Source organism: Aquabacter sp. DMC10, assembly GCF_056314145.1.
In genome coordinates this window covers 421,891-440,742 of record NZ_JBQUYX010000003.1, presented here as the reverse complement: position 1 = coordinate 440,742, position 18,852 = coordinate 421,891, and the positions used below count along the sequence as shown (strand labels likewise).

Genomic DNA, 18,852 nt, shown 5'->3' with positions numbered 1-18,852 from the left:
AACAAGAAGAGGAGACCGGAATGCGGATCGAGGACAAGCCGGGCTTCTGCACGCTCTGCCGCTCGCGCTGCGGCACCACTGTCACGGTCGCGGGCGGGCGGCTCGTCTCGGTGCGGCCGAACCCGGCGCACCCCACCGGCAAGGCCCTGTGCCCGAAGGGGCGCGCGGCCCCGGAGATCGCCCATTCCGCCCGCCGCCTCACCACTCCCTTGCGCCGCACCTCCCCGCGCGGGGCGGCAGATCCGGCCTTCAAGCCCATAAGCTGGGACGAGGCGCTGGACGAGATCGCGGAAAAGCTCAACGCCATCCGCGCCGAGAGCGGGCCGGAGGCTGTGGCCTTCGCCGTGACCTCGGGCTCGTCCTCCTCCATGTCGGATGCGCTCGACTGGGTGCAGCGGCTTATTCGCGGCTTCGGCAGTCCCAACACCATTTTCTCCACCGAGGTGTGCAACTGGCATAAGGACCACGCCCACATCTTCACCTTCGGCTGCGGCATTCCCACCGCCGACTATCTGAATTCCGACCTCATCCTGCTGTGGGGCCACAATCCCGCTAATGTCTGGCTCGCCCAGGCGGAAGCCATCGGCACGGCGCGGGCGCGCGGCGCCAAGGTGGTGGTGATCGATCCCCGCCAGACGGGCATGGCCCGCGATGCCGACCTCTGGCTGCGCGTGCGCCCCGGCACCGACGCGGCCCTGGCTCTGGGCGTGGCGCGGGCGCTGATCGCGCGCGGCGGCTATGACCGCGACTTCGTGGAAGGCTGGACCAACGCCCCTCTCCTGGTGCGCACCGACACCGGCCGCTTCCTGCGCGGCGCCGAGGTGGGCCTTGAGGATGACGCCGCCTATGTGATGTGGGACGAGGCCGCCGGCCGGCCGGTCTCCAGCGAGGACCGCAGCGGAAAGCCGCGCCTTTCCGGCGGCCTCGCCCTCAACACCGCCTTCGGCCCCATCTCCTGCCGCACCGCCTTCGACCTCTATGAGGAGGCGCTCGCCCCCTATGATCCGGCCACCGTGGAAGCCATCACTGGCGTGCCGGCGGGGGATGTGGAAGGGTTCGCGGACCTGATCGCGGCGGCGGGTTCGGTCGCCTATCACGCCTGGACCGGCATCGGGCAGCACACCAACGCCACCCAGACCGAGCGGGCGGTGGCGAGCCTCTATGCCCTCACCGGCTCCTTCGACATCCCCGGCGGCAATGTGCGCCGCGCCGCCCATCCGGTGCCCGCGCTCCATTCCCTGGCCATGATCCCGCCCGCCACCCGCGCCAAGGCGCTGGGGCTTAGCGACCGCCCCCTTGGCCCGCCCGCCGATGGCTGGATCACCTCCACGGACTTTTATGACGCGGTGCTGGAGGGCAAGCCCTATCCCATCCGCGCCTTGATGACCTTCGGCTCCAACCTTCTGGTCTCCCATCCCGAGCCGGAGCGGGGCGCCAAGGCCCTGGATGCGCTGGAATTCCAGGTCCATTGCGACCTGTTCCTGAACCCCACGGCGGAGCATGCGGACATCGTGCTGCCGGTGACCAGTTCCTATGAGCACGAGGCGCTGCGGGTGGGCTTCGAGATCACCCATGCGGCGCAGGAGCTGGTGCAGTTGCGCCCGCAAATGATCCCCCGCCAGGGCGATACCCGCTCGGACCAGGAGATCGTCTTCGCCCTCGCCCCGCGTCTCGGGCTGGGGGAGGCGTTCTTTGGCGGCGATGTGGAGGCCGGCTGGAACCACATGCTGGCCCCGCTGGGCCTTGATGTGGCAAGGCTGCGCCAGCATCCCGAGGGCATCAGCCTGCCCCTGACACAGACCTATCGCAAATATCGCGACACCGGATTTGCCACCCAGACCCGCCGGGTGGAGCTTTACAGCGAACTCTTCCTGCGCCACGGCTATGATCCGCTGCCGCGCTTCGTGCCGCCCGCGCGCACGCCGGATGGGGATTTCCCCCTCGTCCTCTTCTCCGCCAATAACGGCTATTTCTGCCACAGCCAGCAGCGCGGCATCACCGCGCTCCGCAAGAAACGCGGCGAGCCTTTGGCGGAGATCCATCCCGACACCGCCGCCGCCCGTGGCATCGCGGAGGGCGATGCCATCCGCGTGCGCACGCCGCGCGGCGCCATCTCGGTGAAGGCCAAGCTCAACGCCACGCTCGCGCCCGATACGGTGGCCTGCGACTATGGCTGGTGGCAGGGCGCGCCCGATCTCGGCCTTCCCGCCTTCGCCATCTCGGCCGGCGCGCCTGGGGCTGCGAGCTACAATGCCGTCATTCCCGAGGCCGACCGCGATCCGGTGAGCGGCTCGCTGCCCTTGCGCTCCTATGTGTGCGAGGTGGAGCTGGACGCCTCCGTCCTCGCCCGCCGCTGGCCGGGCTGGCGCACCTTCCGTGTGGCCGCGCGCCGGGACGAGCCGGGGGAGGTGGCCGCCCTTACCCTCGTGCCGGAAGACGGCGGGCTGCTCCCCCCCTTCCGGCCAGGGCAGTTCGTGACCGTGCGGGTGGATGGTCTGACCCGCTCCTATTCGCTCACCTGCCCGGTCGAGGCCGCGCCCACCGCCTATTCCATCGCCGTGCGCCGCCTGCCGGGCGGGGCGGTGTCGGAGGCGATTTTCGCGGGGTTGAAGGAGGGCACGCGCCTCGATCTGCAAGCCCCGGCGGGCAATTTCGTCATGCCTCTGGAGAATGAATTTCCGGTGGTGCTGATTGCCGGCGGCATCGGCATCACGCCCTTCCTGTCCTATCTGGAAAGCCTGGAGGGCAAGGCCGGCGAGCCGCAGGTGGAATTGCACTATGGCTGCCGCAGCGCCGCCGAGCAGCCCTTCGCCGCACGGCTCGCCGCGCTTGCCCAGCGCCTGCCCAACCTGAAGCTCACCACCTATCTCACCCGCCCCGAAGCGGGGGCGCGCTGCGATGTGGAGGGCCGCTTCTGCGCGGCGGACCTGCCGCAGGCGCTCATCGAGGCCCGCTCCCGCTTCTATCTGTGCGGCTCGGACGCCATGATGAACGAGGCGGTGGCGCTGCTGAAGGGCCGGGGCGTGCCGGCCTTCGAGATCTTCCGCGAACGCTTCCGCTCCCCCGCCGGCGTGCCGGAAGGCGACCTTTCCCCCCGCACGCTCACCTTCGCCCGCTCCGGCCGCACGCTCACCTGGACGCCGGAGGCCGGCGCTGTGCTGGCCTGCGCAGAAAAAGCCGGGCTCACCTTGCCCAGCGGCTGCCGCACCGGCCAGTGCGAAAGCTGCAAGGTCACTGTGGTCTCAGGGCAGGTGCTGCATCTGGTGCCGGTGGAGGACGAGGAAGAGGGCGCGTGCCTCGCCTGCCAGGCGGTGCCGCTCACCGATCTGGTGCTGGACGCCTGAGCCTCAAGCCCTTCAGGCGCCGGTCACGGACCGGCGCCACAGGGTCATCACATCACCCCGGCGCGCAGCAGATCGTGGATGTGGACGATGCCCACCGGGCGACCGGCCTCCACCACGAAGACCGAGGTGATGGACACGGAGTTCAGGAGCGCCAGCACCTGCTGGGCCAGGAGGTCCGGCGCGACGGTGCGCGGTGCGCGGGTCATCACCTCGTCCACCGGCCGGTCCACGAAGCCGGCCCGGAATGCGCGGCGCAGGTCGCCGTCGGTGACGACACCAGCGAGGCGCCCGTCCTGGTCCACCACGCCGGTGACGCCGAAGCGCTTGGAGGTCATCTCCACGATGGCCTGCGAGAGCGGCAGGCCGAGCGGCACCAGGGGCACGTCCTCGCCCGCATGCATGAGGTCGGACGCCTTGCGCAGCCGCGCGCCCAGCTTGCCGCCGGGATGGAACTCGCGGAAATCCTGTGCCGTGAAGCCGCGCAGCGACAGGAGCGCCACGGCGATGGCATCGCCCATGGCCATCTGCATCACCGTGGAGGTGGTGGGGGCAAGGCCATTGGGGCAGGCCTCGGGCATGACGGGCAGCACCAAGGCAATGTCCGCCGCCGTGCCCAGCGCGCTTTCCGCGCGCGCCGTGATCGCCACCAGCGGCACCTGGAAGCGCCGGGTATAGACGATGATGTCAGCCAGTTCCGGCGCTTCGCCCGACCAGGACAGAGCCAGCACCAGGTCCTCGGTGCCGATCATGCCGAGATCGCCATGGCTCGCCTCGCCCGGATGGACGAAATAGGCCTGGGTGCCCGTGGAGGCCAAGGTGGCGGCGATCTTGCGCGCCACATGGCCGGACTTGCCCATGCCGGTGACGATGACACGGCCATTCTTGGCCTGGGCGGCGCGGATGGCGGCACAGGTTTCTTCCACCGCCGCACCCAGCGGCCCGTCCATGGCGGCGCGCAGGGCGTTGAGGCCATCGCTCTCCAGTTCGAGCGTGCGGCGGGCCTCGTCGCGGGCGGTGAGGGGATGGGTGATGTCGGTCATTCAGATCCCCCGGGCCGCGAGCATCTCGCGCGCCCGCTCCAGGTCCTCGGGCGTGTCGACGCCCAGCGGCACCTCGGCCACTTCCATGGCATCGATGCGCATGCCCGCCTCAAGCGCCCGCAGTTGCTCCAGCTTCTCGCGCTGCTCCAGCACCGAGGGCGGCAGAGCCACGAAGCGCGCCAGCGCGCTGCGGCGCCAGGCATAAAGGCCGATATGGTGATAAAGCGGCCCCTCGCCCCAGGGCGCGCGGGTGCGGGTGAAATAGAGCGCGCGGAAGCGCCCGCCGCCCAGCGGCGACCCCACCATCTTCACCACGCTGGAGGCCTCTTTTTCCTCCGCGCGGGTGATGAGGGCCACCGCCGTGCCGATGGCCACCTCGGCATCCACAAGCGGGAGCGCGGCGGCGCGGAGCGTGTCGGGGGCAACCGTGGGCAGGTCGCCCTGCACATTGATGACGGCATCATAGCGCCCGTCCGGATCGAGCCGGCCCAGCGCCTCGAAGATGCGGTCGGAGCCCGAGGCATGGTCGGCGGCGGTCATCACCGCCTGCCCGCCCACGGCGCGGATGGCCTCGGCGATCTCCGGCGTGTCGGTGGCGACGCAGACCGGGGCGACATCCGCCTCCAGCGCCCGGCGCCACACGGCCACGATCATGGGCTCGCCATTGAGGTCCGCCAGCGGCTTGCCCGGCAGGCGGGTGGAGGCCATGCGGGCGGGAATGAGAACGACCGGCCTCATGCGGCCCCCGACAGCTGCGCCTTGCTCAGGGAATCCAGCGCCATGAGCTGGCGCAGCAGCGGCTCGAATTCCCTGAGCGGCACCATGTTGGGACCGTCGGAGGGAGCATGGTCGGGATCGGGATGGGTCTCGATGAAGAGGCCGGCCACCCCCACCGCCACCGCCGCGCGGGAGAGGACCGGCACGAATTCCCGCTGGCCGCCGGAGCTGGTGCCCTGCCCGCCCGGCTGCTGCACGGAATGGGTGGCATCGAAAATCACCGGCGCGCCGGTGCGGGCCATGATGGGCAGGCCGCGGAAATCGGACACCAGGGTGTTGTAGCCGAAGGAGGTGCCGCGATCGGTGAGCAGCACATTGGGATTGCCGCCGCCCACGATCTTGTCCAGCACATTAGCCATGTCCCAGGGGGCGAGGAACTGGCCCTTCTTCACATTCACCACCCGCCCGGTGGCGGCAGCGGCGAGCAAGAGGTCGGTCTGCCGGCACAGGAAGGCGGGGATCTGGAGCACGTCCACCGCCTGCGCGACATCGGCGCACTGGGCGGCATCGTGCACGTCGGTGAGCACGGGCAGGCCCAGGCTCTCGCGGATCTCGGCGAAGATGGGCAGGGATTTTTCCAGGCCGAGACCCCGCTGGGCGCCGGCGCTGGTGCGGTTGGCCTTGTCGAAGGAGGTCTTGTAGACGAGGCCGATGCCGAGGCGGTCCGCGATCTCCTTCAGCGCGCCCGCCACTTCCAGGGCATGGGCGCGGCTTTCCAGCTGGCACGGGCCGGCGATCACCGCCAGCGGCAGATGGTTGCCGAAGCGGACGGGTCCAACGGGCACGACGGAATGGGGGGACAGGGTCAAGGCTCGTTCTCGCTGAGGCGCAGCGTGCGCCCGCGCATCCTTAACGCTGGCCGCGTGGCAAGGGCAAGGCGGGAGGAATGGCAGGAGGGCAGCGCGGCGGGCAGTGGACAAGGTTGCGCAGGACAGGGAAAGTGCCCCCTTCGCCCGCCGGCGCACGGCGGGGGTCAAGGGCCGCGGGGGCTGAGGCACGATGGCGGAAAGGGGGGCGCCCTCCAGCGGGGGCGCAGAGGGCGGTACGACGCGCCGTCGCTTCGTGACCACGGGAGCCGCTGCCCTGGGCGCCACCGCCTTTTTCGCCGCCGCTTCCGCCCTCCAGCCCCGGCCCGCGCGAGGCCAGGGCGGGGAGGCCCTGCCCCACGGCCACGACGCCTTTCCGTCCGGCCGCATCCACGACCAGACGGCGATCCCGGTGTTCGGCTTCAAGGTGGCGCGGATCTATCCCCATGATGCCAGCGCCTATACGGAGGGCCTGGTGAAGGTGGGCGCTTCCATCTTCGAGGGTACCGGCCTTTATGGCCAGTCTCGCGTCGTGGAATGGGACCTGGCGAGCGGCCGGGTGATCCGGCAGGTCGGCCTGCCCGCCACCGAGTTCGGCGAGGGCGTCACGGTGATGGGCGACCGGGTCTATCAGCTGACCTATCTGTCCAATCTCGCCCTGGCCTATGACCGCGCCACGCTCGCCCCGAAGGCGAGCTTCACCTTCGGCGCCCAGGGCTGGGGCCTGACCCATGACGGCACCCATCTTCTCATGAGCGACGGCTCGTCGGCGGTGGCCTTCCGCGATCCCGCCACCTTCAAGGAGGTCCGCAAGATCTATGCGCACGACACGTTCGGCGCGGTCGGCTTCCTCAATGAGATGGAATATGTGGAGGGGGCGCTTTATGCCAATGTCTGGCAGACGCCCTATATCGCCGTGATCGACCCCGCGACCGGTGCGCTCAGCGCCTGGATCGACCTGACCGGCCTCAATCCCGACCCCGCCCGCCTGACCTATCCCCTGGTGCTGAACGGCATCGCCTGGAACGAGGAGACCCGGCGGCTCATCGTGACAGGAAAATGCTGGCCGCATCTGTGGGAGATCGAACTGGTGCCGTTCGCCAAATCCTGAAGGCCGTCCCGACCCGTCACGGCGTGCGGGAGACCACCCGCAGCAGGTCGGAATGCACGGTCTCGATATGGGCCTTCAGGAGCGCGCAAGCCCCCGCCACGTCCCGCGCCCGGCACAGGCCGATCAGCTCGGCATGCTCGCGCACCGCCACCGCCATGGCCTCGCGGCTGGACAATTGCACGCGGGTGTAGCGGTCCGAAGTCTGCAGCAGGGACACGACGATGCCCTGGGTGCGGGGGAGCACCGCATGGGCGTAGAGTGCCAGATGGAACTCGGCGTTCAGCACGCCGAAGCTGGCGACGTCGCGGGCCTTGGTAGCGGCGACGAAGCGGGCCTGGATGTCGTCGAGCTTGGCGAAATCCCCCTCGGTGAAGGCGCCCGCCGAGGCGCCCAGGAGACGCGGCTCCAGGATGGCGCGCAGCTGGAACACGTCATTGATCTCGTCCAGCGACAGTTCTGAAACGATGGCCCCCTTCTGGGGCACCATCCGCACCAGGCCTTCCGCCTCCAACTGGAACAGCGCCTCGCGCACGGGAATGCGGCTGACCCCATAGGCCTCGGCGAGCGCATCCTGCCGCAGGGACGTCCCCGCCGCATAGGTCCCGCCCAGGATGGCGCGACGCAGCTCATCCACGATGGCGGCCGACAAAGTGCGGTGTTTGAGGCGCGGATTCATGTCGGCATCCAGGGAATGAAAAAAGTGCGAAAAAGCCGTTGACGCCGAAAATGTATAAAATCTACATTGCTGACGAAAGCCCTATTTTTAGGCCTGACCAGCGAGCGAGCAATGACAGCAGCAACCCAGCCACGGCAGGGGCCGGCGGACGCATTCCGTTTGGTCACTTGCGCCTCCGAGGCCCTGCTGAAGGTGGAGCGCAAGGCGGTCACCGGGCTGATGATGCTGCTCACCGGCCTGATTATGCTGAACGTGGTGACGCGCTATTCCGGCCTGCCGCTCTATTGGGTGGACGAGGCTTCCATCTACACGGTGGTGTGGCTGACCTTCGTGGGCGCCTCCGCCATGAGCCGGCTGCGGCTCGACTTTTCGGTGACGCTGCTCACCGAGCGCCTGTCCCCGGCCCAGGCCAAGGTGGCGCGGGTCATCTCCACCGCGCTCCTGGTCTTCTTCGGCGGCGCGCTCGCCGCCATGTGCTGGGTGTGGATGGACCCCGTGGGCATCGCGGCGGCCGGCTTCGACGCCCGCGAGCACGCCGCGCAGACCTTCAACTTTCTCTACACCGAGCAGACCCAGACCCTGCGCTGGCCCACCTGGCTGGTGAGCCTGATCATGCCCATCTTCGCACTCTCGCTGGTGGTGCACGGCCTCGCCAACCTGCTGGAAGACCTGGAATGGGTCACCCCGCCGGTGCGTGAAGCCAGCCTCGGCTCGGCGGAAGGGGTGAGCTGACATGATCTCCACCGCCGCCTTCGTCGCGCTCATGCTGGTGGGCCTGCCCATCAGCCTGTGCCTGTGCCTGACCTGTATCGTGTTCATCCAGGCCACCGGCAACCCGCTGCTCTACCAGACCTTTCCCACACAATTGTTCGGCGGCGTCGACAGCTACGGCCTCATCGCCATCCCCCTCTTCATCCTCATCGGCGAACTGATGAATGGCGGCGGCATCACCCGGCGCATCATCGATTTGTCCATGGCGTTCGTGGGCTCCATCAAGGGGGGCCTCGCCTATGTGAACATGGTCGCCAACATGTTGGTGTCCTCGATCCTGGGCTCGGCCACCGCGCAGGTGGCCATCATGTCCCAGATCCTGGTGCCGGAGATGGAGAAGAAGGGCTACGATAAGACCTTCGCCGCCGGATTGACCGCCTATGCGGGCATGCTGGGGCCCATCATCCCGCCCTCCATCATGTTCGTCATCTATTCGGTGATGGCCCAGGTGCCGGTCTCCGACATGCTGGTGGCGGGCATCATTCCCGGCGTGCTCTTGACCGGCCTGTTCTGCATCGTCATCGCGCTCATGGGCCTCGTCTATAATTATCCGCGCGGCGAGAAGATGTCGCTGCGCCGGCGCTTCGCCGTGGTGCTGGACACCGCGCCCACCCTGCTGATCCCGTTCGTCATTGTCGGCTCCATCCTTTCGGGCCTCGCCAACGCCACCGAATCCGCCGTCATTGGCGCGGTCGCCTCGGTGCTGGTGGGCCGCTACTGGATCAAGGAGCTGAAATTCTCGCAGCTGCCCGGCATGTTCCTGCGCGCCGGCATCTATTCGGCGGCGGTGCTGTTCCTGGTGGCGGCGGCGGCGGTGTTCACCTGGGTGCTCATCTACGCCAAGGTGCCGCAGGAAGTGGCCGGCTGGGTGCAGGGCGCGGCGCACGATCCCGTCACCTTCATGCTGCTGCTCAACGTGGTGCTGCTGGTCATCGGCACGGTGATCGACGGCGCGCCCGGCCTCATCATGACCGTGCCGATCCTGCTGCCCATCGCCACCGAGGTCTATCACATCGACCCCATCCATTTCGGCGTCGTGGTGGTCATCAACCTGGTGCTGGGCTTCCTCTCGCCCCCGGTCGGCCTGTGCTTCTTCGTCGCCTCGGCGGTGACGGGGGCCAAGCCCGGCAAGATGTTCATCGTCACCTTGCCCTTCTTCTTCGCCGCCTGCGGGCTGCTGGTGCTGTTGTCCCTGTTCCCGGTCCTGTCGACCGCACTGACCAAATAACAAACCTCCAAAACCTTCCAGGAGCCTGCCATGACCCTCGACCGTCGACGCTTCATGCTTGCCGCAGCGGCAGGCGCCGCCCTTCCCCTCGCCGCGCCCGGCATCGCGCGCGCCCAGGCGAAGGATTTCCGCCTCGGCATCATCACGCCCCCCGGCCACCCCTGGAACGAGGCCGCCATCAAGGTGGGCGAGACGCTGAAGAAGGAGACCAATGGCCGCCTGTCCATCACCGTCTTCCCCTCCGGCCAGTTGGGCAATGAAGGCGCCATGCTGCAGCAGATGCAGACCGGCGCCCTCGACATGGGCTTCATCATGACCGCCGAGCTCGGCTCGCGCGTGCCCGCCATCGCCGCCATCAACGCGCCCTGGATCGTGGATTCCACCGCCAAGGTGGCCAAGCTGGTGAAGACGCCGGTGGCCATGAGCCTGTTCGACCTCCTGCCGCGCGAGACCGGCACGGTGGGACTGGCCTGGGGCATCACCACCATGCGGGTGGTGTTCACGGCCAAGCCCATCGAGGGCATTTCCGACCTCAAGGGCATGAAGCTGCGCATCAATACGACGCCGGCCTACAAGGACTTCTACCAGCTGCTCGGCGCCGCCCCGACCCCCATTCCCACCCCGCAGGTGTTCGATGCCATGAGCAACGGGCAGGTGGACGGCCTGGAGGCGGACCTCGACTTCTCCTGGAACCAGCGCTTCGACAAGGTGTCGAAGACCATGCTGCGCATGAACGCCATCTTCATGCCCTGCGTCGCCCTGGTCTCGGGCCGCGTGTGGCAGGGCCTGTCGGCCGAGGACAAGGCGCTCATCACCAAGGCCACCAAGGCCGCCCTCGACGCCCAGGTGGAAGAGACGGTGGTGAACGAGCCGGTGCTGATCGAGAAGTTCAAGGGCACCGGCATCGCCATGCGCGAGGCCAAGGTGGGCGATGCCGAGACCAAGACCATCATCGCCGAATACGACAAGATCTGGCTGCCCAAGGCCCCCATCCTCGCCGAGCTGCGCAAGGTCGGCGCGACCCTCTGATCCCCCAACGGGGCGGGCCGCGCCCGCCTCCCATTTCCCGAAGGACCCAACGAGCCATGACGCCCAAGATCACCTGGGAAGGCGTGTTTCCCGCCGTCACCACCCAGTTCCGCGAGGACCTCTCCGTCGACGTGGAAGCCACGGCCGGCGTCATGGACGCCCTCATCAAGGACGGCGTGTCCGGCCTCATCATCTGCGGCACGGTGGGCGAGAATTGCTCGCTGACCACGGCCGAGAAGGTCTCCCTCATGGAGGCCGCCAAGTCCACCGCCGCCGGCCGCGTTCCGGTGATCTGCGGCATCGCCGAATTCACCACCGCCTTCGCCGCCGACACCGCCAAGGAAGCCGCGCGGGTCGGCCTCGACGGCATCATGGTCATGCCGGCTCTGGTCTATTCCTCCAAGCCCCACGAGACCGCCGCCCATTTCCGGGGCGTGGCCAAGGCGACCGATCTGCCGGTCATGGTCTATAACAACCCGCCCATCTACAAGAACGACGTCACCCCCGACATCCTGGCCATGCTGGCGGACGTGGAGACCATCGTCTGCTTCAAGGAGAGCTCGGGCGACACGCGCCGCTTCATCGACGTGCGCAACAAGGTGGGCGACCGCTTCGTGATGTTCGCCGGCCTCGACGACGTGGTGGTGGAGAGCATCGCCATGGGCGCGGTGGGCTGGGTGTCCGGCATGTCCAACGCCTTCCCGCGCGAGGGCGAGACGCTGTTCCGCCTCGCCAAGCAGGGCCGCTTTTCCGAGGCCATGTCGCTGTACGAGTGGTTCATGCCGCTGCTGCACCTGGATGCCCGCCCGGACCTCGTCCAGTGCATCAAGCTGTGCGAGCACATCATGGGCCGCGGCACTTGGCGCACCCGCCCGCCGCGCCTGGAGCTGCCCGAGAAGGAAAAGGCCGAGATCGAGGCCCTCATGGCCGCCGCCCTGGCCACCCGCCCGGCGCTGCCGGAAGTGGGCCTGAAGGTCGCGGCCTGAACGAAAACGCCCGGTCCGCGCGGACCGGGCGTTGCCTTTTTCAGAGGACCGTAACCCCCCGCCTCACTGCACCGGCGTCGGGATGGCCGACTTCCAGGTGGCCACTTCCGCCTCGAAGCGCTTGCGGTGGGCCTGGGTGGTGCGCTCGGCCACGGGGAAGACGGTGGTCCCCACGTCGGCGAAGCGGGCCTGGATGGTGGCATCGTCCAGTGCCTTCTGGAGGGCGCCGTTCAGCTTGGCCACCACGTCCGCCGGCGTGCCCTTGGGCACATAGAGGGCGTGCCAGATGATGAAGTCGAAGCCCTTCAGGCCGGCTTCCTGGAGGGTGGGCAGGTCTTTCAGCACCGGCACGCGCTCGGCCGAGGTCACGGCAAAGCCCTTCACCGTCTTGGCCGTCACCTGCGGCACCGCAGTGGTGGACTGGTCGCACAATATGTCGACCTGGCCGCCCATGAGGTCGTTCATGGCCGGCCCCGTGCCGCGATAGCCCACTTCCGTGAACTGCACGCCCAGCGCCTTCTGGAGCAGCACGCCGCACAGATAGGCATTCGAGCCCACGCCCGCATGGGCGATGGTGGTCTTGTTGCCTTCCGCCTTCAGCCGGGCCAGCAGTTCCGCCGCCGTATTGGCGGGATAATCCTTCTTGGACAGCACCACCATGGGCCCGTAATTGACGAGGCCCACGGTCTCGAAGGCGCCCAGCGTGTCGTAGGGCAGGCTGCGATAAAGCGCGGCGGAGGCGGCGAGCGCCACATGATGGATCATCATGGTGTAGCCGTCCGGCGTCGACTTGGCGACGCGGCCCGCGGCGGTGGTGCCACCGGCGCCCGCGATGTTTTCCACGATCACCTGCTGGCCGAGCGTGCCGGACATGGACTGGGCCAGCAGGCGGGCGATGGCATCGCTCGGACCGCCGGCGGCGAACGGCACGACCATGGTGATGGTGCGGCTCGGGAATGTCTCCGCCTGCGCCGCCCCGCCGGCCATGGCGAGCCCGAAGAGGCCGGCCGCAAGGGTCCTCAACACTGACTTCATCCTCTTTCCTCCCTGAACGTCCATCCCTGCCGGCGACCCTGTCTGATGCGGGTCGTCCGGTTCACGTTCGGGGCGGGCATGGCGGCGGACGGTGGCCGATCGGGCGCAAACCCGCATGGCACCGTCGTTTTCCCTCCCCACCCCACCGCCCGGAGCGGGCGGCCGGCGTCTTTGCGGCCGGACAATTTTGCGAGCCGCATTGACTCCTATGTCCTATATCTTATAGAAGACTTCACGGTTCGCAACTGGTTCGTCCATCCGGCGATCCGCGGGAACATGCGTCAGGAGACCGCCCAAAGACCGGCCGGGTCCTGGAGACTGAGGAGGCAAGCGTGAGTGCGCCGCATCTGTTGGTTCACGAAAAGAAAGACACCGTCGGCGTGGTGGTGGTGGAGGGCCTGAAGGCCGGCACCGACATGCTGTGCGTGGTCACCCACGACAATTCGGCGTTCCACCTGACCGCCAAGATGGACGTTCCCATCGGCCACAAGGTGGCGCTCACCGACATCAAGGCCGGCGACACCATCTGGAAGTACGGCCAGGACATCGGCATCGCCAAGGCGGACATCGCCACCGGCGAGCATGTCCATGTTCATAACGCCAAGACCAAGCGCTGGTGAGGTCGCCATGTCCGAAATGTTCCACGCCCAGACCGCGCCCAACCCCTTCAATGGCGGCGCCCCCGACCAGTTCGTGACCAAGGCCACGCCCACCACGCTCGCCTCTGCCGATTACAAGAATGCGACCTTCTCCGGCTGGCGCCGTGAAAACGGCCGCGTCGGCGTGCGCAACCATGTGGTGATCCTGCCCCTGGACGACCTGTCCAACGCCGCCTGCGAGGCGGTGGCCAACAATGTGAAGGGCACCATGGCCCTTCCCCACGCCTATGGCCGGCTCCAGTTCGGCGAAGACCTGGAAATCCACTTCCGCACCCTCATCGGCATCGGCTCCAACCCCAATGTGGCCGCCGTGGTGGTGATCGGCATCGAGGATCAGTGGACCAACCGCGTGGTCGAGGGCATCGCCAAGACCGGCAAGCCGGTGGTGGGCTTCGGCATCGAGCTGAACGGCGACATCGCCACCATCGCCAAGGCCTCCTACCAGGCCAAGAAGTTCGTGCAGTGGGCCACCGAGCTGCCGCGCGAGACCTGCTCCATCTCCGAGCTGTGGGTCTCCACCAAGTGCGGCGAGAGCGACACCACCACCGGCCTGTCCTCCTGCCCCACCGTGGGCAACATGTATGACAAGCTGATCCCGCACGGCATCTATGGCGTGTTCGGCGAGACCTCCGAAATCACCGGTGCCGAACACCTGTGCAAGGAGCGCGCGGCGACCCCGGAGATCGCCGAAAAGTGGTACAAGATGTGGAAGGCCTACCAGGAAGACGTGATCGAGGCCCACAAGACCAACGATCTGTCCGACAGCCAGCCCACCAAGGGCAATATTGCCGGCGGCCTGACCACCATCGAGGAAAAGGCCCTCGGCAATCTCGAGAAGATCGGCCGCGAGTGCAAATATATCGACGCGCTGGAGCCCGCCGAGGCCCCCGCGAAGGGACCGGGCCTCTATTACATGGACACCTCCTCGGCCGCGGCTGAGTGCGTGACCCTGATGGCGGCGGCGGGCTATGTGGTCCACACCTTCCCCACCGGGCAGGGCAATGTGATCGGCAATCCCATCGTTCCGGTGATCAAGATCTCCGGCAACCCGCGCACCATCCGCACCATGGGCGAGCATATCGACGTGGACGTGTCCGGCGTGCTCCGCCGCGACATGACCATCCCGCAGGCGGGCGATGCGCTGATCGACATGATTATCCGCACCGCCAACGGCCGCCTCACGGCCGCCGAGAGCCTCGGCCACCGCGAATTCGTGATGACCAAGCTCTATCGCAGCGCCTGATCGACCACCGCGTCAGACAAGAGGGCGTCGGCCATTTCGGCCGGCGCCCTTTTTCTTTGCGCGCCTCAGCCGCCGAACAGCCGCCGGTCCCAGAAGACCGGCTGGTGGAGGCTGGTGGTGATGAGATGAAACTCCGGATGGGCCGGATTGATGAGGATATTGGCGTCGAGCCGCGCCACCATGGAAGGCACAAGCAGGATGGCGCTGCGCCGCTCCTGGCACCAGCGCTCGCCGAACCGTTTCGCTACGCCCGACGGCAAGGCATCCCTGCCGGGATGCGCCGGTTCCGAGAACACCTCATAGGTCACGCCGCGCGGCACGGTGATGGTGATGAAATGCTGGTTGGGCGGCAAGCGGCCGCTGCCATGGGCCAGCTTTTCCAGCAGCGCGGTGGAATAATGCTCGGCCGCATAGATGAGCGGGCTGCCCGGCGTGTTCCAGCGGCCGGGGGCGAGCGTCGAGCCTGTGGCGTCGAAAATGGGGAAGGCACCGTCGGGATCGCCGATCCGGTAGCAGGTCAGCGTCCGGTCCAGAATCTGCCCGCTCACGCAGCGGTGCCGTATTTCAGCCGGCCCAGCAGTTCCAGCACCAGCTCGGCACCGATCTCGCTGCGGATGACGAGATCGATGGGCCGCTCGTCCTCCAGCATGGCATGGGGGCGGAAGAGGAAGTCGCGCGCCTCCTTCTCGTCCCGCCACACATCCAGCGCCAGCCCCCACACCCGGGCAAGGCGCGCCAGGCGCGTCCCCTCCTCCGCATTGAGGCGGTGGGAGGCCTTGCGACGCTCATAGGTGGCCTTGGGTACCAGGCGATACTTGAACTGCGCATCGCCCGGCGCCAGCAAGGCCGACATGCGCTCCAGCGCCCGCAAGGGGAGGCCCAATTCGATCTTTGCCATCAGGTCGAAGGGCGAAGGCACCTGCGCCTCCCGTGCGGGCAGGCCGAGCACCTGCGTCACCGTCTGCGCGACGGCCTGGGCGCCATGCATATGGGCAGTCACGATCGGCCTCCGGTTCATTCGAGACTAAAAATAGTCTCAATCGAGGCCATCCGCAAGGCGGGTCCGGCGGGAGGCGCCGGCCCCTTGACGGGTCAGGCTTGCGCCCGCGCCCGCAGATCGGCCGCCAGCGCATCCGGCACGGTGATGCCCGCCGCCTCCGCCTTCTGCCGCAACCCAAGGCGCCGGTCGCCGGGCAGGCGGGTGCCCTCCTGCGCCAGGATGGCGGAGAGCAGCACCTCCAGCCGGGCCAGCGCCTCGGGCCCGCCGAGACGCGCCGGGTCCATCACCAGGAAGAGATGGCCGATGGCGGGGGATGGCCCGTCGGCGGTGAAGAAGGAGGACGCCTCGAAGCCGAACTGTCCGCCGGTCAGCGCCGCGGCCAGCACCTCCACCATCAGCACCAGGGCCGCGCCCTTGGCATCGCCCATGGGCACCATGGTGCCCGCCAATGCCGCCTTGGCGTCCGTGGTCGGCTTGCCGTTCACGTCCAGCGCCCAGTCATCGGGGATCGGCTCGCCCTTCTGGGCGGCCACCATGATCTTGCCGCGCGCCACCTTGCTGAGCGAGGCGTCGATGACGAGCGGCGCCGCCTCCAGGCGCGGCACGGCGAAGGCCACCGGATTGGTGCCGAACAGCCCCACCGACCCGCCCCAGGGCGCGATGGCCGACGGCGAATTGGTGAAGGCCAGGCAGGCGAGGCCCTGCTGCGCCATGCGCTCCGCATGATGGCCGAGCACGCCCGCATGGTGGGAGCGGAACACGGAGACGGAGGCAATCCCGGTCTCCCTCACCCGCTCGGCCGCCGCATCAAGGCCGGCGGCGATGGCGGGGAAGGCGAAGCCAGTGGCCGCATCCACCCGCAGCGCGGCCGAGGCGGTCCAGGTGAGGACGGGCACGGCGGCGCCATCCACCTTGCCGGAGGCCACCTGGTCCGCATAGGCGGGCAGGCGCGAGAGGCCGTGGCTGGCAATGCCGTCCGCCTCCGCCTCCACCAAGGCGTCCGCCACAGCGCGGGCATTGGCGGGGCTGGTGCCGGCCTTTTCCAGCACGGCGACGGCGAGGGCGCGGGCTTCGTCGAGGGTCAGGGCGACGCTCATGAACGGGGCGCCTCCAGCACGCGGGCCACATCGCGGGCGATCACGGCGCTGACGCGCACGTTGGATTCCTCGGTCACGCCGGCAATGTGCGGGGTGAGAATGAGGTTGGGCACCCCCACCAGCGGCCCGCCGCCGGGCAAGGGCTCGCGGTCGAACACGTCCAGCATGGCCCCACCCAGGCGCTTGGCCTTAAGCGCATCCGCCAGCGCCGCCTCGTCCACCACGCCACCGCGGGCGGCATTGATGAGCACCGCATCGGCGCGCATGCGGGCGAGCGCGTCGGGTCCAATGAGGCCGCGCGTGGCGTCGGTCAGCGGCACATGCAGGCTCACGGCATCGCTTTCAGCCAGCAGCGCTTCCAGCGAGACGGGGCGGGCCTGGTGCTCGGCGAAGGCGGCATGATCGGCGGGCAGGAAGGGATCATAGGCCACCACCTGCATGCCCAGCGCCACGGCGCGGCGGGCGACCTCCCGGGCGATGGCGCCGAAGCCGACGAGGCCGAGCGTGCGCCCGCTCGCCTCCCGCCCCATGAGGCGGTTGCGCGGCCAGCCGCCATCGGCCACCTCGGCGGTGGCGAAATAGGCGCCGCGCAGCAGCATCAGCACGCCGCAGATCACATATTCAGCCACCGAAAGGTCATTGGCGCCGGTGGCGGGGCAGACCTTGATGTTGCGGGCGCGGCAGGCCTCCACGTCGATATTGTCGAGGCCGACGCCGAGCCGCCCCACCACTTCCAGCTTGGCCGCCCCCTCCAGCAAGGCGCCGCGCACCTGGGTGCGGTTGCGCACGATCAGCGCGCGCACCTGCGGCACCACGGCGGCAAGGTCCGCCGGGCGATCCACGAGGGTGGGGTCATAGACAAGGTCATAGGCGGCGCGCAGCGGCGCGAGCGCGCTCTCATCCATGAATTCGGTGACGACGATATCGGGCATGGACGGTCCGTGCGGATGCAGAACGGGAGGAGGCCGGGGCGCTTAAGGAAATCGCTGGAACGGCCGATGAATTTTGCTATCATATATAAGATATAAGAGCGGGACAAGATCGGGGGGCGCGCAGCGTTGGGGCGAAGGCGGTTTCGGGAGATGCATCAACCTCCTGCCACGCCCGCGCATGCGCAAGCTCTCATCGTGCGCCGCTTGGCGGGGCACGCTCTAGCCTCGACCCGACGGGGGCGGCTATACACAGTTAAACAATGTGATTGGGCGGACGGGCGACGTGGCGAAGACATCCATCAAGACATCGGCAGAAGCGGCGCCCCCCGCCCCCGGCCTCGCCCTGAAGCCGCTCTACCGGCAGGTGCGCGACACCCTGATCCGCCGCATGGTGGACGGCATCTGGGCGCCCGGCGAACCCTTGCCCAGCGAGATGCAGCTGGCCGCTGAATTGGGGGTGAGCCAGGGCACGGTGCGCAAGGCCCTCGACGAGATGGCGGCGGAAAACCTGGTGGTGCGCCGGCAGGGACGCGGAACCTTCGTGGGCCGCCACGACGAGGACCGTATCCTGTTCCAGTTCTTCAAGCTGGTGGCCGATGACGGCGAGCGCCGCTTTCCCGAAAGCCGCCCCCTGTCGCTGGAGCGCGGGCGGGCAAGCGCGGCGGAGCGGGCGGCGCTGGAGCTGGGGCCGAATGCCCGGGTGGTGCGCATCCGCCGCCTGCGCGCCTTTGACGAGACCCCGCTCATCTGCGAGACGCTCACCTTGCCGGACGCGCTCTTTCCCGGCCTCGGCGATGCGCCCATCCCCAATAATCTTTATGGCCTCTATGCCAGCCGCTATGGCGTCACCGTGGCCCGCGCCCGCGAGAAGCTGAAAGCCGTCGCGGCCGTGGGCGAGGACGCGACCCATCTTGGGGTGCCCGAAGGCACGCCGGCCCTCCTGATCGATCGCCTCGCCTTGTCGCTGGAGGGCATCCCGGTGGAATGGCGCGTCAGCCTGTGCCTCACCAACGGCTTCCATTATCTCGCTGACCTCACCTGACCCCGGCGACGCCCAGCCGGGGGGCATCGACGCCCCGCTGCGACGGTGCCATTGTGCGCCCGCGCCCCGCGCGCCC

Annotated in this window: 18 protein-coding genes; 9 read left to right on the top strand and 9 right to left on the bottom strand. The window is 68.4% G+C overall.

Annotated elements, in window-relative coordinates; genetic code table 11:
* Nucleotides 1-20: 20 nt before the first annotated feature.
* Complete coding sequence (locus ACT54L_RS10725; RefSeq protein WP_476085567.1) at nt 21-3,344, top strand: molybdopterin-dependent oxidoreductase; 3,324 nt, start codon at nt 21-23, stop codon at nt 3,342-3,344.
* A gap of 47 nt (nt 3,345-3,391) precedes the next feature.
* On the opposite strand, the gene ACT54L_RS10720 is transcribed toward ACT54L_RS10725, so the two are convergent.
* Genes ACT54L_RS10720 through kdsA form a run of 3 tightly spaced genes read right to left on the bottom strand, consistent with a single transcriptional unit; the run spans nt 3,392 to nt 5,970 of the window.
* A complete protein-coding gene (locus tag ACT54L_RS10720; protein ID WP_476085566.1) occupies nt 3,392-4,384 on the bottom strand; it encodes a KpsF/GutQ family sugar-phosphate isomerase in 993 nt (330 codons plus the stop codon).
* Complete coding sequence (locus ACT54L_RS10715) at nt 4,385-5,122, bottom strand: 3-deoxy-manno-octulosonate cytidylyltransferase (protein WP_476085565.1); 738 nt, start codon at nt 5,120-5,122, stop codon at nt 4,385-4,387. It lies immediately after the preceding gene.
* Nucleotides 5,119-5,970, bottom strand: coding sequence for a 3-deoxy-8-phosphooctulonate synthase (gene kdsA, locus ACT54L_RS10710; protein WP_476085564.1), 852 nt, complete (start codon nt 5,968-5,970; stop codon nt 5,119-5,121). Before kdsA ends, ACT54L_RS10715 begins: the two co-directional genes overlap by 4 nt.
* A 253-nt stretch (nt 5,971-6,223) precedes the next feature.
* Here kdsA and ACT54L_RS10705 point away from each other — a divergent pair, with 253 nt between their 5' ends.
* Nucleotides 6,224-7,078: a glutaminyl-peptide cyclotransferase gene (locus ACT54L_RS10705; RefSeq protein WP_476085563.1), complete on the top strand. Its 855-nt coding sequence runs from the start codon at nt 6,224-6,226 to the stop codon at nt 7,076-7,078.
* Nucleotides 7,079-7,094: 16 nt separating this feature from the next.
* Here the strand turns inward: ACT54L_RS10705 and ACT54L_RS10700 are convergent, their stop codons facing one another.
* Nucleotides 7,095-7,754: a GntR family transcriptional regulator gene (locus ACT54L_RS10700; protein ID WP_476085562.1), complete on the bottom strand. Its 660-nt coding sequence runs from the start codon at nt 7,752-7,754 to the stop codon at nt 7,095-7,097.
* A 111-nt stretch (nt 7,755-7,865) separates the two neighbouring features.
* On the opposite strand from ACT54L_RS10700, the gene ACT54L_RS10695 reads away from it, so the two are divergent.
* The 4 genes from ACT54L_RS10695 to ACT54L_RS10680 are packed head-to-tail and all read left to right on the top strand — an operon-like array spanning nt 7,866 to nt 11,768.
* Nucleotides 7,866-8,486 (top strand): TRAP transporter small permease, encoded by a 621-nt coding sequence (locus ACT54L_RS10695; protein ID WP_476085561.1) that lies wholly within the window; start codon nt 7,866-7,868, stop codon nt 8,484-8,486.
* 1 nt (nt 8,487) lies between these two features.
* On the top strand, nt 8,488-9,753 hold the full coding sequence (locus ACT54L_RS10690; RefSeq protein WP_476085560.1) for a TRAP transporter large permease: 1,266 nt from the start codon (nt 8,488-8,490) through the stop codon (nt 9,751-9,753).
* A 30-nt stretch (nt 9,754-9,783) separates the two neighbouring features.
* Nucleotides 9,784-10,782 (top strand): TRAP transporter substrate-binding protein, encoded by a 999-nt coding sequence (locus ACT54L_RS10685; protein ID WP_476085559.1) that lies wholly within the window; start codon nt 9,784-9,786, stop codon nt 10,780-10,782.
* A 56-nt stretch (nt 10,783-10,838) separates the two neighbouring features.
* On the top strand, nt 10,839-11,768 hold the full coding sequence (locus ACT54L_RS10680; RefSeq protein WP_476085558.1) for a dihydrodipicolinate synthase family protein: 930 nt from the start codon (nt 10,839-10,841) through the stop codon (nt 11,766-11,768).
* Nucleotides 11,769-11,831: 63 nt separating this feature from the next.
* Here the strand turns inward: ACT54L_RS10680 and ACT54L_RS10675 are convergent, their stop codons facing one another.
* Nucleotides 11,832-12,803 (bottom strand): tripartite tricarboxylate transporter substrate-binding protein, encoded by a 972-nt coding sequence (locus tag ACT54L_RS10675; protein ID WP_476085557.1) that lies wholly within the window; start codon nt 12,801-12,803, stop codon nt 11,832-11,834.
* Between the two features lie 332 nt (nt 12,804-13,135).
* On the opposite strand from ACT54L_RS10675, the gene ACT54L_RS10670 reads away from it, so the two are divergent.
* Nucleotides 13,136-13,423 (top strand): UxaA family hydrolase, encoded by a 288-nt coding sequence (locus tag ACT54L_RS10670; RefSeq protein ID WP_476085556.1) that lies wholly within the window; start codon nt 13,136-13,138, stop codon nt 13,421-13,423.
* 7 nt (nt 13,424-13,430) lie between these two features.
* Nucleotides 13,431-14,705 carry a UxaA family hydrolase gene (locus ACT54L_RS10665; RefSeq protein WP_476085555.1) on the top strand — a complete coding sequence of 425 codons (1,275 nt, stop codon included), beginning with the start codon at nt 13,431-13,433 and terminating at the stop codon, nt 14,703-14,705.
* Between the two features lie 65 nt (nt 14,706-14,770).
* Here the strand turns inward: ACT54L_RS10665 and ACT54L_RS10660 are convergent, their stop codons facing one another.
* The 4 genes from ACT54L_RS10660 to ACT54L_RS10645 all read right to left on the bottom strand — a co-directional run bounded on the left by ACT54L_RS10660 (nt 14,771) and on the right by ACT54L_RS10645 (nt 17,734).
* Nucleotides 14,771-15,253, bottom strand: coding sequence for an RES family NAD+ phosphorylase (locus ACT54L_RS10660; RefSeq protein WP_476085554.1), 483 nt, complete (start codon nt 15,251-15,253; stop codon nt 14,771-14,773).
* Nucleotides 15,250-15,693, bottom strand: coding sequence for an antitoxin Xre/MbcA/ParS toxin-binding domain-containing protein (locus ACT54L_RS10655; protein ID WP_476085772.1), 444 nt, complete (start codon nt 15,691-15,693; stop codon nt 15,250-15,252). The genes ACT54L_RS10660 and ACT54L_RS10655 overlap by 4 nt, the downstream gene beginning before the upstream one ends.
* Before the next feature lie 104 nt (nt 15,694-15,797).
* Nucleotides 15,798-16,802, bottom strand: coding sequence for an Ldh family oxidoreductase (locus ACT54L_RS10650; RefSeq protein WP_476085553.1), 1,005 nt, complete (start codon nt 16,800-16,802; stop codon nt 15,798-15,800).
* Nucleotides 16,799-17,734 carry a hydroxyacid dehydrogenase gene (locus ACT54L_RS10645; RefSeq protein WP_476085552.1) on the bottom strand — a complete coding sequence of 312 codons (936 nt, stop codon included), beginning with the start codon at nt 17,732-17,734 and terminating at the stop codon, nt 16,799-16,801. The genes ACT54L_RS10650 and ACT54L_RS10645 overlap by 4 nt, the downstream gene beginning before the upstream one ends.
* A 283-nt stretch (nt 17,735-18,017) precedes the next feature.
* Here ACT54L_RS10645 and ACT54L_RS10640 point away from each other — a divergent pair, with 283 nt between their 5' ends.
* A complete protein-coding gene (locus ACT54L_RS10640; RefSeq protein ID WP_476085551.1) occupies nt 18,018-18,776 on the top strand; it encodes a GntR family transcriptional regulator in 759 nt (252 codons plus the stop codon).
* Nucleotides 18,777-18,852 lie beyond the last annotated feature (76 nt).